This window comes from Pseudomonadota bacterium, from assembly GCA_016719885.1.
In the GTDB taxonomy this organism is placed as follows: Bacteria; Pseudomonadota; Gammaproteobacteria.
Window position 1 is genome coordinate 20,906 of the sequence record JADJYF010000012.1, and the last position, 13,902, is coordinate 34,807.

Genomic DNA, 13,902 nt, shown 5'->3' on the forward strand with positions numbered 1-13,902 from the left:
CAGTCGGTTCGCGGCGACGGAGCGGAGAAGCCGCAGCGTATATGGAAATACGTGAGGATTTTCGAGCACCGCCGGCGCGCGAAATGACAAGCGCAGCAATTTTGAGGCCGCTTCTAGTCGATGACCCTAGGCTCCGGCAGAGGCACGATGAACTTGCCGGTGTAGGCAAGATCGGCGCGGAACTGGCGTACGATTTCCTGCCGGAGGTTCCATGCGCCGATCAGCACGTAATCGGGCTGCATGGCCATGAGTTCAGCCGGCGACACCACCGGGATGCGCACGCCCGGACACAGCAAACCCTGTTTGAGCGGGTTGGCGTCGCCGAAGGCACGGACCAGGCGGGTATCGATGCCGCAGTAGTTGAGCATGGTCATGCACTTGGCGGCCGCGCCGTAACCGACCACGGTACGCCCCTCGGCGTTCAGTTGCGCCAGCAGGTCTCGCAGCGAGGCGCGCTGGCGATGCACCTTCTCGCGGAAATCCACCCAGCCGGCCGGCGCATTCAGTGCTATGAAATCTTCGAAGGCGATGAGGCCGAGATCGGCGCGCGGCGCGGGGTCGTCGCTGCGCACCACCTCCACCAGCATCGAGCCACCGTTCATGTCGACGAAGTTCACATCCACCACCTTCATGCCGTAGCGCGCCACCAGCCCCGCCACCGATTTGACGGTGGGGTAGGACACGTGCTCGTGAAAGATGGTGTCGTACTGGATCTCATCGCGCAGCAGGTAGGCGTAGGGATGCTCGATGACGAAACGTCCGCGCGGTGCCAGCAGTTGCGCCACGCCATCCATGAGATCGCGTAACTCGCTGGAGTGGCCCAGCACGTTACGCGCCACGATGACGTCAGCGTGGCGATGGCGGGTCACGATGTCACGCGCCGCCGCCGCGCCGAAAAACGCACGCATGGTCGGCAGGCCGGCGGCGTCGGCCTTGGCGCCGACATCGCTGGGGTCGACACCGAGAATGTCGAAACCGGCCGCGCGGTAGTGGCGCAGAAAGGAGCCGTCGTTGCTGGCGATCTCGACCAGGAACGACGGCTGCGATGGCGATGTCCGCGCCGCGAGTCGCGTCGCCAGCCATTGCGCGTGGCGCATCGCCGACGCCGAAGTGCCCGTCACCCACAGGTAATGGGTGAACAGCAGCGCGCGGTCGATGGGTGCGGCCAGCTGGATGAGGCCACAATCGGCGCACATCACCAGCGTCAGCGGCGGTCGAAAATCGTCATCCGTGTCAGCGGCGCGTGCCACGAACGCGTTGCCCAGGGGCAGCGCTCCGAGATCCAGCAACTCGGTGGCCTGGCCGCTGTCGCAGGCGCGGCAATGAAAGGACGGGCTGTGCATGAGGTGTTCCTGTGCCGGTTCAGCGCGCCCACGCCTGGCCGAGGGCGCGCGCGTCGGCGATGTATTGTTCGATTTGCCCGGTGCTGAAGGCGAGCATATCGGCGTTCCGATCCTCGTAATAGCGGCGATACCAACCGGCGGTCGCCGCCACGGTCTGATTGATGTCCCAGCTCGCCGACCAGCCGAGATGGCTGCGCGCCTTGCTGCAATCGAGCGCCAGCAGCATGGCTTCGCTCATATCGACGTGGCCCACTTCGATCGGACTGTCTGGCGCCGGCCACGCCTGAACCATGCGTTGCACGACATCGAGCACCGGGTGCACGCCGCGGTCGATGGGGCCGAAGTTCCAGCCGCTCGCGTAGCGCGTCGGCTCCGCGGCGGTCGCAAGTTTCGCCCCCAGCCACAGGTAACCGCTCAAGGGCTCGAGAACATGCTGCCATGGGCGAGTCGCATTGGGTGACCGCAGCGCGATGGGTCGCCGGGCGCTGATCGCGCGGGCCACGTCCGGCACCAGGCGCCCCTCGGACCAGTCGCCACCGCCGACCACGTTGCCCGCCCGCGCCGAAGCGATGGGCACAACGCGAGGCCCGCCGGTCATGCCGGCCTGGAACGCAGGATGCTGGTAGGCGCCGATACCGTTTTCCGCCGCGGCCTTGCTGGCGCTGTAAGCCTCCACGCCGCCCAGCGGATCGATCTCCCGGTAGCCCCATTCCCAGCCCACGTTGCGGTAGCACTTGTCACTGGTGATGGCCACCACCGCGGACACGAAGTCACTGCGCACGGCGAGATCCAGCACGTTCATGCTGCCCATGAAATTGACTTCGAAGGTCTCGCGAGGATTGCGCAGCGACTCGACCACCAGCGCCTGTGCGGCAAGATGGATGATGATCTCCGGCCGATGCTGCGCGATCACCTGGGCGAGATGCCCATGGTCGCGAATGTCACCCACCACGTGGGTCAGCTGTTGTTCGAGCCCGCACAGGCGAAACATCGAGGGCTCGGTGATGGGCGGCAGGGCATAGCCAATCACCCTGGCCCCCAGGGCTTTGAGCCACACGCACAGCCACGAGCCCTTGAAGCCGGTATGCCCGGTCACCAGCACCGTGCGTCCGGCGTAGTAGTTTCCGAAAGCGGCGAGTGACGCCTGCGACATCATGGTTCTCCGAAGACAGCGAAATTTTCGCGGTACCAGCGCACGCTGCGCGCCAGGCCCTCGTGCAGGCCGAACTCGGGCGCCCAGGCACATGCTTGGCCGACACGCGCGATGACCACCTGGCGCGGCGGCAACGGCTCGAGCCGCACCGGCACGGGAGGCGCAAGCTCGGGCCGTCCCGCGATGCGGGCGATGTCCGTCACCAGCTTGCCGATGCTGACGCTTCGGCCGCTGGCAAGATTGAAGATGCACTCGCCGCGCGGCGCGAGCCGGGCGCCGGCGCCGATCCGCAACAGGCCACGCACGGCGTCGTCGATATACAGGAAATCACGCGTCTGGGCAGGGTTGGAGCGCAGTGTCGGCGGCAGTCCGTTCAGCACCGCCAGGATCGCACCCGGTACCAGGCGACTGCGGTGACGATCGCCGCCGCCGTAGACGTTGCTGAGGCGCGCAATCGCGGCGCGTCGCCCCGCATGCGCCCACAGCGACTGCACGAGTTGTTCGCACTCAAGCTTGGACACCGCGTAAGCATCGGCCGGCGCCGGCGGCGTCGCCTCGTCGAACGCGCACCCCGTGCCGGGGCCGTAGACCGATTCACTGGAGGCCAACACCACGGCCGCCCCGGGTGCCTGCTCGGCCAGCGCCTCGAGCAGGTGACGCGTCGTATCGACGTTGTCGAATCGCGAGTCGGCGTGGGGGGCTTCGCGACGTATCGCGTCCGCGGCCAGGTGAAAGACACAGTCGGGCGAGTCCTCGCGCAGCGCCGCGCGCAGGCTGTCAATGTCGCACAGGTCGACTTCCCGGCAGTACTGATGCCGGTACGCGGGTGCCGCCTCCGCGGCGCGCGCGCGCACCCAGCCGCGGGCCCGGACGCCAGCATCGAGCAGCCGCTGCAATAAGTGGGCGCCGATGAATCCGCCGGCGCCGGTGACAAGCACCGACAGGCCGGCGTCGGCCAGTACCCGGGCCGATGCGTCAGGCATGGCAGCGGCGAGCCCGTACCAGGCGCGGGCCCCTTGCGCGCGGTGTCACGTCGCCACCTGGGACGCCGACTCGACGGATGCGGTCGGGCGCAAAGTCACCTTGTGCGTCCACAACGGCGCGATCAGGAACGGGAACAGCGCCGCGAACAGTACCTTGCTCCACGCTCGCCAGTTGAACGGGTCGAGTTGCACGGTCCACACCAGGTAGCGATACGCGGCGCGGTAGGCACCGCGCACGAACTCGATGTAGGCGAGACGCCGGTAGGCGAAGGCCAGCAAGAAACGGCGGATACGCTCCGCTTCCCCGCTGAACGCGCGGCGCTCCAGCAGTCCGGCATAGGTCGCGATCCAGGCCTCGTTGAACTCCCAGCTCACGCGTTTGCGGGTCTGATCGGCATGCCATCGGTAGCGGCTCAGTTTCTGTGTGCACCACCACGCCTTGCGCCCGCGTTCGGCGAGGCGCAGGTAGACGTTGAAATCGATGTTCTGCACGTCGGGATGGTCGAGCGTGCCACAGTCGCGCAAGACGCTGGTACGAAACAGTGTCGCCGAGAACGAAAACACGCCGCGCCAAAGCACCATGGGCAAAATGCCGTCGTGAACCCCTTCGGCCAGGCGGTCACGACCAAGGTCCGCGCTATAGCTCAGGGTCTTTTCGGGCAACAAGGTCGACGATTCGTCGATGAGATTCTGGTCGCAACCAAACAGCGCGACATCGGGGTTTTCACTCAGACGGTCGAGCGCCGTGGCGAGAAATTCGTGCTCGAGGATATCGTCATCGTCGAGCAGCATGAAAAATTCTTCGTGGCATTGCGCGAACAGGTAGACCAACTGACCGTTGTGGCCGCAGTTGACTGGCTGCTCGACCAGTGTCACGCGCGGGTCATCGAGGGCGGCCACGTAGGCACGCAACTCGTCCAGCAATGCCGGCTCGGAGCAGTTGTCGCTGACCACGATGCGAACATCGCGGAAAGACTGCTCACACACGCTGCGCAGCGCTTGTTTGACGTAGTGTGGTCGATTGCGAGTGGGTATACCCACGAACACAGTAGCCATGATGGCACACGTCTCTCGCTGTCTCGGCGCGCCGGCACGAAGTCTCGGCCATGGGAATTGGATCTGCCGAACCCGGCAGCGGAATGCGCACGATGAGCTATCTGCTCGCCGGTTCTGGGCTATCCTAGCACGGCATACCCGTCGTTTCATGACGACCACTTGCAGCAGTCCTGATGCCTTTCGAGTCAGTCGTCAGCAACCTTCGATGAGCGGCAGCCCGTCACAAGATTATCTCGGCAACGCGGCCGCGCAGGCTGCTGCGCGGGTGTTGTCGATGGCAGCTTCGCTGGCTTCCATTCTGTTGGTCGCACGCGTACTCGGCGTCACCGCCTTCGGGCAGGTCGCCTATGTCACGACCTTCGTGATGCTGGCCGGCGCGCTCGCGGATCTCGGCACCAATGTCGCGCTGGCGCATGGCCTGGCCAAGGAAAATGACCACGACCCGGGCGCGTATTTCGGCAATTTCCTGCTGCTGCGCGCGGTGCTCGCGATCCTCGCCACCGCTATCGCGCTGCTGTTGGCGCGATGGTTACGCCCGGATCTGATGCTGCCTCTCGCCATCGGCTGTATCGCCGTGCCATTCGTCGGTGCACGCTTCTTCGAGTCGGTGTATCAGATCTTCGGCAAACCGCTATATACGCTGTACGCGGCGGCGGTGCTGGCGGTGGCCCAGCTGGCTACGACGGCGGCGGTGCTGCTGTGCAAAGGCAACGTGATCGCCTACCTGTGCGGCTTCGCATTTTCGCAGCTGGTATTTTTCTGCTTCGCGTTGCGCCTCGCATGGGCCATCAACCGGCCGCGCTTTACACTGCGACGCGACACCCTGCGCACCATCCTGGTGATGGCGGCGCCCATGGGCCTGTGGTCACTGTTCAACGCCATCGGCACGCGTTCGGACGTGTTCATCATCGGCGACCTGCTCAGTCTCGACGACGTCGGCATCTACAACGCGGCTTCACGCCTGCTCGACATCGGCACGACTTTCGTCGCCACCGCGGTGCTGCCCTTGATCCCGCTGTTGACCGCCCGCCACCGCAATGAGCACGCCAGCCTGGCGGCTGTCACCGAGGACCTGTTCGCGCTCGCCGCGGTGCTGGCGCTGCCCGTTCCGATCTTCGCCATGTGGCTTGCGGAACCGCTGGTGAGCCTCGTGTACGGCGCGCGCTTCGCGTCATCGGCGCCGCTGCTGGCGATGTTCGGTTGGACCCTGCTGCTGCTGTCCATCACCTACCTCGCCTCGGCCATGAACGTGGCGGTCGGCAACGTCCGCTATCAATCGTGGAGCGCGGCCCTGTGCGCGGCATTGAACATCGCGCTCAACCTGTCGCTGGTACCCCATTTTGGCGTGACGGGCGCGGCCTGGGCGAGTATCGCCAGCGGCGCGCTGATGGCGGCAATTTCGCTATATTGCGCGGTGTCGCGCATCGGCACCGAGTTTTCAGCGGGTCGCTGGGCGCGCATTTTCCTGTCGATTGCCGGCCTTGCGTTGACACCGATATTGTTGCGCCCTGCCGGGCTTGTGGTACAGATCGGCGGGGCGACAATTGTTTACGCTGCCATGCTGTGGGCGCTTAAGGTGATTCCTGCAGACTACCTGCCAGGGTCACGCCACCCGCGAGCGGCCGCGCGCGCGCGCGACGACACGTGAGCGGTCGGCGGCGAGACGGCCAGCGCCCGGCGACTACCATCAACACCGCTCTTCGAGCAGGGGTCGGAGACTCACCATGCAAGTGCTCATCCTGTGCGGCGGCCTAGGCACGCGCGCGTACCCGTATACCGACCATATTCCCAAGCCGATGTTGCCGGTGGATGGCGCGCCGATACTCATGCACGTCATGAAGATCTTCGCCGAACAGGGCTATCGCGATTTCGTGCTGGCGCTCGGCCACCGCAAGGAAGTGATCATGGATTACTTCGAAGGCAAGGAACTCGGCTGGAACGTGCGCCTGGTGGATACCGGTGACGAGACCCTGACCGGCGGACGCATCCTGCGCTGCCGGGAGCACCTGCAGGGCAAGTTCATCGCCACCTATTCAGATGGCCTGGCGGCCATTCCGCTCGACGACCTGGTGGCCTTTCATGACAGCCACAGCGGCCTGGCCACGATCACGGCGGTGCCCATGCCTTGCCAGTACGGCACCATTGATTTCGATGACAGCGGTCGGGTGCGGGCATTCCGCGAGAAGCCGACCTTGCACGACCACTGGATCAACGCCGGGTTCCTGGTGTTCGACCCCGAGGTATTCTCCGTATGGGAGGGCGAAAACCTCGAGACCGACGTGCTGCCGGCGCTGGCGCGCGGCGGTCAGCTGTACACCTTCAAATACCCCGGTCGCTTCAAGTCCATGGACAGTTACAAGGATCAACGCGAGCTCGAGGAACTGGTGCGCTCGGGAAACACCTTCTGGCGCGGCTAGGCGCGTCATGCTGCTGGAGCTTGTCGAAAAGCTGATCTGGCGCTTCGACGCCAGCAGTGCGACCGCGTTCTTCGAGCCGGCCGACTTTCCGTGGACGGCGACGCTGCAGGCGCAGTGGTTGGATATCCGCGCTGAACTCGACGCGGTGCTGCGGCAACGCGAACAGATCCCGAACTTCCAGGACGTCTCGGCCGACCAGCGCGCGCTCACCGCAAACGACGACTGGAAGACCTTCTTCCTGTACATCTACGGACATGCCATAGACGACAACTGCGCGCGCTGCCCGGCCACCACCCGCCTGGTGCGCGAGATTCCGGGCATGAAGACCGCCATGTTTTCCATTCTCGCGCCGGGCAAGCACATCCCCGAACATCGCGGTCCCTACAAGGGCGTGCTGCGCTACCACCTCGGACTCAGGGTGCCTGACGGTGGCGATTGCCGCATTCGCGTCAAGGATGACACTCGCCCATGGGTCGAAGGTGGCAGCCTGGTGTTCGATGACAGCCATGTGCATCAAGCCTGGAACGATGCGCCCGCGCAGCGCGTGGTGCTGTTCGTCGACTTCCTGCGCCCCTTGCCAATGCCGCTGGCCTTGCTCAACCGGCTGATGGTCTGGCGTTTTTCCAGTCGTCCTTTCATCATGGAGGCGGTGCGTAATGCCCGCCATTTCGGCCTGTCGCCGGAACTCGATTGACTGTCCGCGCCGCACGGCCCCTGGCTGCGCCGCCGCCGCGCAAGGCCCTAGATGACCTGTTCAGCGCACAGCGTGCCATCCAATGCCGAGCCATCGACGCCGCGATGCGCGGAAGGCGAACGGCCGCGCGTCACGATTATCGTCAATTGCTATAACGGCGCGGAGTTTCTCGCCGAAGCCCTGGACAGCGCGCTCGCCCAAACCTACACGGACTGGGAGTTGCTGCTGTATGACGATTGCTCGACCGATGGCAGCGCCGCGGTGTTCGAGCGCTACTCCGATGCGCGACTGCGCTACGTGCGCGCGCCGCGCTTGCTCAATCTGAGCCAGGCCCGTCAGGCGGCCCTGGTCCTCGCGCACGGGGAATGGATTGCGTTTCTTGATCAGGATGACATCTGGCTGCCGGACAAGCTCGCCCGCCAGATGGCCATTGCCGATCAGGACCTCGACGGCAAGGTCGGTCTCGTCTACGGGCGGGCAAAGCGCTTCGGCGCCCGGCATCACGGACGCGACTTCGATCATCATTTCGAAGACACGGCGCTGCCCGAGGGCGACGTTTTTCCACACCTTGCTGACGGTTTCGAACTTCGTGCCCATGAGCACGGCGATGATCCGTCGCGCGGCCTACCAGGCTATCGCACCGCTGCCCGAGCACATTCGTCTGTGTCCCGATCTCTATTACTGGCTGGCCTTGAGTCGGGATTGGCAGGTGCGCGCGGTGCAGGGTGAATGCTGCCTCTACCGGGTGCACGCCGGCGGGCTGACATCGGTACACAACATTCAGATCTTCACCGAGTTCCTGGCCATCATCGAACACTTCGGTGACGGTCTCGACGGCGCCACGCTGCAGCGCCGTCGCCGCGGTTCGCAGACCGTGATTGGGGTGGCGGAGCTAGCCGCCGGCCAGACGTGGCGCGGCCTGACCCGCATCCTGCGCCACGGCTCCCTGCCCTACCTGTTGGCACGCACCTGCGCCTGGCTCGGCCGCGAAAGCCGCTACCTGCGGCGTAGCCACAGGACCTGAATCGCGTTCATTCACCCAGCCGTCGCGTCGGCTGACGCAGCAAGCGGCCGACGTTCCTGGGCACCAGCCAGCCTTGGCGACGATGCGGCCCTGGATTGGCAGGCAGCGGCGCAGGCGCCGTCACCACGCGCTCCTCGTTGGCCCGACGCCAATACTCCAGGGCGATGATCAACGCCGCGAAATTCCAGATCACGACCGCTTGGTGCACGCGGTCGAAGAAGCTCACCATGCCGTCCAGCATGATCGCGACAAAGCCGCACAACAGCCCGATATTCAGCGCGTTCAGCATCGGGTCGCGAATGCGCAGGTTGCGCACGCCGACGGCGATGATCACCAGGTGGAGCGCCACCCACACCATGAGCCCGACAGTGCCCTGCTCCACCCACACCAGCAGCCAGGTGTTGTGCACCGCCGGCCAGTTGCCGACATCGCCGTAGGCGTGCAGCATGCCGGCGACGCTGCCGAAGCGCGTGTAAGGCGGCTGCTCGAGCGTATAGGTATTCAGACCAAAACCGAACCACGGACTGGTGCTGATCATCTTCCACGCCGTCACCATGAAATCGAAGCGTGCGCCCACGGCATCGGGATCCGAGCGGTTCAGACGCGCAATGATCTGGTTGCTGAATGCGACCAGGACGATGCCGGCACCGGCCGCGATCGCGGCGCGCAGCATGAAATAGCGCGCGCGCGCCTGGCGATGCACATGGGTCAGCAGCGGAATGGCGACCACCACGAAGGCAAGGTCGACCCAGCCGCCGCGCGACAAGGTCAGCACGATGATCACGGTGAACAGCGCCAGCATCGCGCCGATCACGACCTTCAAGGGCCAGCGCAGGGGCGTGAACAGAAAACTCAGTCCAACGCCGGTCACCACGGCCAGGTAGGCGCCGAGAATGTTCGGGTGCGTCATCACGCCGGCCACGCGCTTGATGCCACGCTCGCCTACCAGGGTGGCCATGCCGAGATTCTGCATGCCCTTGCGGGTCATCTCTCCATAGTTCTGCAGACCGAACTCGATGCCCAGCACCTGCAGCACCGCGAAACCCGCCTGGACTGCGGCGGCAAGCAGCAGCGCCAGGGTCGCATGCATGAACAGACGTCGCCGCACCACTTCGTTGATGATGACCAGCATCCACAGCAGGATGCGCCCCATGCGGAATATTTCGTGGGCGGTGACCAGGGCGAAGTTGCCGCGCACGACGTCCATCGCGCCCAGCGCCATCAGGATCAGCCATGGCAGCAGCGTGCGCGGGAAACGGTAGGGGCGCTTGTAGCCACTCAGCCAGTCGCGCACCTGAAAACCCAGCAGCGCGACCAGGAAGGGGTCGGAGATATGGAAGTCGAAGGACACCGCCCCGCCCATGTGCCCGAAGTACATGAAGTCGCGCTTGATATTCCACGGCGCGAGAAACACCAGCGCGTAGAAGATGAACAGCCGCGCGTTGCCCGACAGCACGAGGCCAAACAACAAACCGATGGCCAGCACCACGGCGACCAGGTATTCGTTCGACATCATCGAAATGGCGGTGGCGGTGATCGCGCAAAACGCCACCACCAGCATGCCGAGGAACAGCCACAACTGGCTGCTGAACTGTCGCAGCGTCGGCCCCAGGCGCGCGAACATCAGCGGCGGCGGCGGCCGAAGCGCCGCGCTCCGTCAGGCGCTTTCGCCCGGGCGGGCACGCGGGGCGCCGAGCACGAGTCCGACGCGCTCGGCCCCGCATTCATTCAGGATGGTCTGGGCGTTGGCTATCTCGCTGAGTGACAATTCGCCCTCCAGCGCGATCAGCAAGGTCGCATCGACCAGCGGCCCGAAGGCCAGCGTGCGGCTGGCGCGGGATACCGCGGGCCCCTGGACCAGGACGAAATCGCAAAGAGCGGCGGCGACACTCAGAAACTGGCCGAGGGCCGCGGCGCGCGCCGCCGGTCGCTGCGCGGACTGCTGACTTCCGCAGGCGACGAACGAGATGGCGGGATGGGCTGTCCTGCGCATCGCGGCGCGCAGGGCTGCATCCATCGGCGCGCCGCTGGTGAGGATGTCCTGCAGCCCCGGCGCCCTGTCGCCGCCCAGGGCCTTGGTCAAACCGTTGCGACCGAAACTGCCGTCGACCAGCAACACTCGGCGTCCGAGATCTTCAGCAAAATGCCACGCCAGTTCGGTGCTCGCTTCGATGGCAACGCGGTCGTAATCAGCCGCCATGATCAGCACGCTCGCGCCGTGTTCCTCGTGCAGCAGATCGCGCTCGAGACGCATCGCCAAGCGGCTGTAGGCCATGCGCGTGCTGTCGTCGGCTTCCACCAGTTCCTGACTCGCGACGCTGGTCAGCGATTGGTGCTCGGCCGTTGCGGGATCGGGCGCGGCGCCCGTGGCCGCGCCGTTCAGAGGCTCGTCGCGCACGCGCTGCAACTCAGGAGTCTTCATTGCGCAAGCGCTCCAGGGCGCGTACCGGATTATGCAAACGCGCGGGCGGGCCGCCGGTCAGGCATCGCAGTCGGCCGGTGCGATGGGTGATTTCGATGGTGGCATAAACCGGTAGATCGGGGCGCTGAACGAGATTCGAACGGGTCGCGCGATTGTTCAGCAACTCGGCGAGCAGCGCCAGGCCGGTGCCGCCGGCCAGACCGAACAACAGGGCCACCAAAGACAGCAGCTTCACATTGGGCCAGGAGGACTTGTCGGGCGCGGACGCGTAGTCGACAACCTTGAGCGACGACGGCGCGCTCTTGGCGGCGATGCGCGAAACATCGGCCTGCATGAGTTTCTCGCTCAGCTCGCGCAGGCGAATCAGCGCGATTTCCTGGTCGCGCTCCAGCACCAGGTACTGCTTCTCCAAGGCCGGCAGCGACGCCAGGCGCGCGATGGTGTCGGCGTGGGTCTGACGCATGCGTTCGAGTTCGGCGCGTGTCGACGCCAGTTCGGCCACGATTTGCTGGCGGCGCGCACGCAAGGATTCGTAACGCTCGCTCAGTTCGTGATCGGTCGCCGATTGCAGCATGCGCGGTTCGCGGGCCAGGCGCCGTTCGAGATCGGCTATCTGGCTCGCCACCGCGCGCAGCTCCGGCGAGCCCGGCTGGTATATCTGGCCGGCGGCGGCGAGATCCTTGTTCAAACCGAACAAGGTCTGCTCCATTTCATCACGGACCGGGTTGCGGCCCATCATGTCGCTCTTCAATACCGTCGGCGATTCCTGACTCAGTTGAGCGTCGACAACCTTGAGACTGGCCTCGAGATTCTTGAGCTTGAACTCGGTATCGTCGATGCGCGACTTGAGTTCCGCCCAGTTGGTCATGATGGCCTTGTCCTTGACGAACCCCATCGCCAACTGGTTCTGGTTCTCGAACTCGAGACGTGCCTGCATCACCCGGTCACGCTCCCTGGCGGCGCGCTCGACTTCCTCACCGAGCGTCCTGTAGGCGTTCTCCGCTTCATCGACGTACATCTGGCGCCGGTAGTTCATGTATTCGTCGATCAGCGCGTTGGCCATTTCCGCGACCCGGAAGCTTGGGCCCTTCACCACCAGGTAGCCGACATGGCTATCCGGCACCGGCTCGAGCGCGGCGCCGTCCTGGAAGCCCTTCACGGTCTTCGAGCGTTGCACTTCTTCGGGGCTGGGTTCGAACGGCGCCGGGGTGGGCGGAAAGATCCAGCGCTTGACCGACCGATAGGCATTGCCGACGGCCGACTTGGACCACAGGTAGGTGATCTGCTTGAGATGGGAATGGTAGACGTCGTCGTAACCGAGATTCAGCTTGGTGACCACCTGCCTCACCACCGGCGAAGACGTCATGAGCTCGCGTTCCGAGGACAGCTCGATTTTCCGAAACGTGTTCCACTGCGAGTAGAACATCTCGCGCGCCTTGTCGTCGTCGGCTTCGGCCCGCACCAGCACCTCGGCGCGAAATACCGGCGGGAAGGTTTTCACGTAAAGCCACACCAGGACCAGGCAGAACATGCAGCACAGCAATATCAACAGCCGGTGCTTGCGCACCGCGTCCATGACACGGTTGACCGCCGCGCGCACCTCGAAGCTGTCCGCCTCGCGCCGGTAGTCGATGGATTCAGGATTATCGGCGCGCATGGCTGGGGTGGTGCGGGCTCTTGCGGCTGGCGCTCATCGTCGGCCGCGACTCAGGGCGCCGATACGCCGACATTGTTGCTGTCATCGAGCGCCCTCAGCAGCTTGATGATCAGCAGCGGGTTGAGCACCGCCGCGACCCCCGAACTGGCGGACGACAGCGGCTTGGTCAGTTGCTCGACAACCGTACCGAAGCGGGCGGCGCCCCGTTCCGGCACGAACAGCACGTCTTCCGGTTCCAGCCGCGTGGCCGCCAGCGCCATGTAAGGTGCCACTTGATGGTGGGACGCATTGGTGATGACCGCCTGGTCGACGCCGAGCGGGTGAATCTTGCCGTCTTTGTCCAGCCGCAACACCATGACATTGCCCTCGTCCGCCGTTGGCAGCAGGTCGCCCGCGCGCGCGATGGCTTCGGCCGCCGAGGTCGCGTCCTTGAACGATACCGGGCCGGGACGCGCCACTTTGCCGAGCACGTAGACCATCGGCTCGCGCAGGGATTTGACCATCACCGACACGTCCGGGTCGACGATGCGCTTCTCATAAAGCTGGGTCAGTCGCTGGTCGAGCTGTGCAGGCGTGAGTCCGGCGGCCTCGACCTCATCGACTATCGGCAGGGAGATGTAACCGTCGGGGCGCACCACCACGTCGAACTTGGCGTCGGGCACCCGTTGGATGATGACGGCGAGCAAGTCGCCCGGCCCGAGGATGTAGCGACCACCGACAGCGCCGCTGGACTGTTTGACCTCGACGGAGGGTTCGGCGCCGCTCGCGGTCACGCCGGAGGTGTCGTACTTGTGCTTGAGCGCGACGCTCTCGTTCGGCGCGACGACCGTCGCATTGCGCGGAATCGACGGCATGGCACAGCCGACAATCAGTGCCAGGCCCGCGCCGGTCAAAACACTGCGCAGCGCCCGCCACGCGCGGGACCGGCTGGCCGCGGCGGCACGACGCGACGCCCGTTCATCGAGGGCGGACGCCGTGTGGGATATCGCTCGAATCATGCGCACTGCCGTACCGGGGGTGGCGCAGCGCCGCCCGCTGCTTGCATTTGTCTGACTTTGCGGAACCTGCAAAACACTGGGCGCGGGTCATATTGGCGTCACCCCGAGCACAATCGCGTGCGCCGTCGGCCGCCCGTCACGACACCGGCCGCGCC

General features: G+C 65.2%; 13 protein-coding genes. 5 read left to right on the forward strand and 8 right to left on the reverse strand.

Going from position 1 to position 13,902, the window contains the following annotated elements; all coding sequences use genetic code 11:
- Positions 1–113 precede the first annotated feature (113 nt).
- Genes IPM80_13320 through IPM80_13335 form a run of 4 tightly spaced genes read right to left on the reverse strand, consistent with a single transcriptional unit; the run spans position 114 to position 4,535 of the window.
- Positions 114–1,343: a class I SAM-dependent methyltransferase gene (locus IPM80_13320; GenBank protein ID MBK8959379.1), complete on the reverse strand. Its 1,230-nt coding sequence runs from the start codon at positions 1,341–1,343 to the stop codon at positions 114–116.
- 19 nt (positions 1,344–1,362) lie between these two features.
- Positions 1,363–2,496 (reverse strand): CDP-glucose 4,6-dehydratase, encoded by a 1,134-nt coding sequence (rfbG, locus tag IPM80_13325; protein MBK8959380.1) that lies wholly within the window; start codon positions 2,494–2,496, stop codon positions 1,363–1,365.
- Positions 2,496–3,479, reverse strand: coding sequence for an NAD(P)-dependent oxidoreductase (locus tag IPM80_13330; protein ID MBK8959381.1), 984 nt, complete (start codon positions 3,477–3,479; stop codon positions 2,496–2,498). The genes rfbG and IPM80_13330 overlap by 1 nt, the downstream gene beginning before the upstream one ends.
- A 45-nt stretch (positions 3,480–3,524) precedes the next feature.
- Positions 3,525–4,535 carry a glycosyltransferase family 2 protein gene (locus IPM80_13335; GenBank protein ID MBK8959382.1) on the reverse strand — a complete coding sequence of 337 codons (1,011 nt, stop codon included), beginning with the start codon at positions 4,533–4,535 and terminating at the stop codon, positions 3,525–3,527.
- A gap of 205 nt (positions 4,536–4,740) precedes the next feature.
- Here IPM80_13335 and IPM80_13340 point away from each other — a divergent pair, with 205 nt between their 5' ends.
- The 5 genes from IPM80_13340 to IPM80_13360 all read left to right on the forward strand — a co-directional run bounded on the left by IPM80_13340 (position 4,741) and on the right by IPM80_13360 (position 8,670).
- The gene (locus IPM80_13340) at positions 4,741–6,183 is read left to right on the forward strand and encodes a flippase (GenBank protein ID MBK8959383.1); all 1,443 of its coding nucleotides are present in this window, start codon (positions 4,741–4,743) and stop codon (positions 6,181–6,183) included.
- A gap of 76 nt (positions 6,184–6,259) precedes the next feature.
- Complete coding sequence (locus IPM80_13345) at positions 6,260–6,952, forward strand: NTP transferase domain-containing protein (GenBank protein ID MBK8959384.1); 693 nt, start codon at positions 6,260–6,262, stop codon at positions 6,950–6,952.
- 7 nt (positions 6,953–6,959) lie between these two features.
- On the forward strand, positions 6,960–7,646 hold the full coding sequence (locus IPM80_13350) for an aspartyl/asparaginyl beta-hydroxylase domain-containing protein (protein MBK8959385.1): 687 nt from the start codon (positions 6,960–6,962) through the stop codon (positions 7,644–7,646).
- A 51-nt stretch (positions 7,647–7,697) separates the two neighbouring features.
- Positions 7,698–8,375, forward strand: a complete 678-nt coding sequence (locus IPM80_13355) for a glycosyltransferase family 2 protein (GenBank protein ID MBK8959386.1) — start codon at positions 7,698–7,700, stop codon at positions 8,373–8,375.
- The gene (locus IPM80_13360; GenBank protein ID MBK8959387.1) at positions 8,356–8,670 is read left to right on the forward strand and encodes a hypothetical protein; all 315 of its coding nucleotides are present in this window, start codon (positions 8,356–8,358) and stop codon (positions 8,668–8,670) included. The genes IPM80_13355 and IPM80_13360 overlap by 20 nt, the downstream gene beginning before the upstream one ends.
- A 7-nt stretch (positions 8,671–8,677) precedes the next feature.
- Here IPM80_13360 and IPM80_13365 read toward each other — a convergent pair whose 3' ends face one another.
- The 4 genes from IPM80_13365 to IPM80_13380 are packed head-to-tail and all read right to left on the reverse strand — an operon-like array spanning position 8,678 to position 13,603.
- Entirely contained in the window at positions 8,678–10,294 is a 1,617-nt protein-coding gene (locus IPM80_13365) for an O-antigen ligase family protein (protein ID MBK8959388.1), read from the reverse strand.
- A gap of 33 nt (positions 10,295–10,327) precedes the next feature.
- Positions 10,328–11,092 carry a hypothetical protein gene (locus tag IPM80_13370; GenBank protein MBK8959389.1) on the reverse strand — a complete coding sequence of 255 codons (765 nt, stop codon included), beginning with the start codon at positions 11,090–11,092 and terminating at the stop codon, positions 10,328–10,330.
- Complete coding sequence (locus IPM80_13375; GenBank protein ID MBK8959390.1) at positions 11,079–12,749, reverse strand: hypothetical protein; 1,671 nt, start codon at positions 12,747–12,749, stop codon at positions 11,079–11,081. Before IPM80_13375 ends, IPM80_13370 begins: the two co-directional genes overlap by 14 nt.
- A 50-nt stretch (positions 12,750–12,799) precedes the next feature.
- Entirely contained in the window at positions 12,800–13,603 is an 804-nt protein-coding gene (locus tag IPM80_13380; protein ID MBK8959391.1) for a polysaccharide biosynthesis/export family protein, read from the reverse strand.
- Positions 13,604–13,902: the final 299 nt, after the last annotated feature.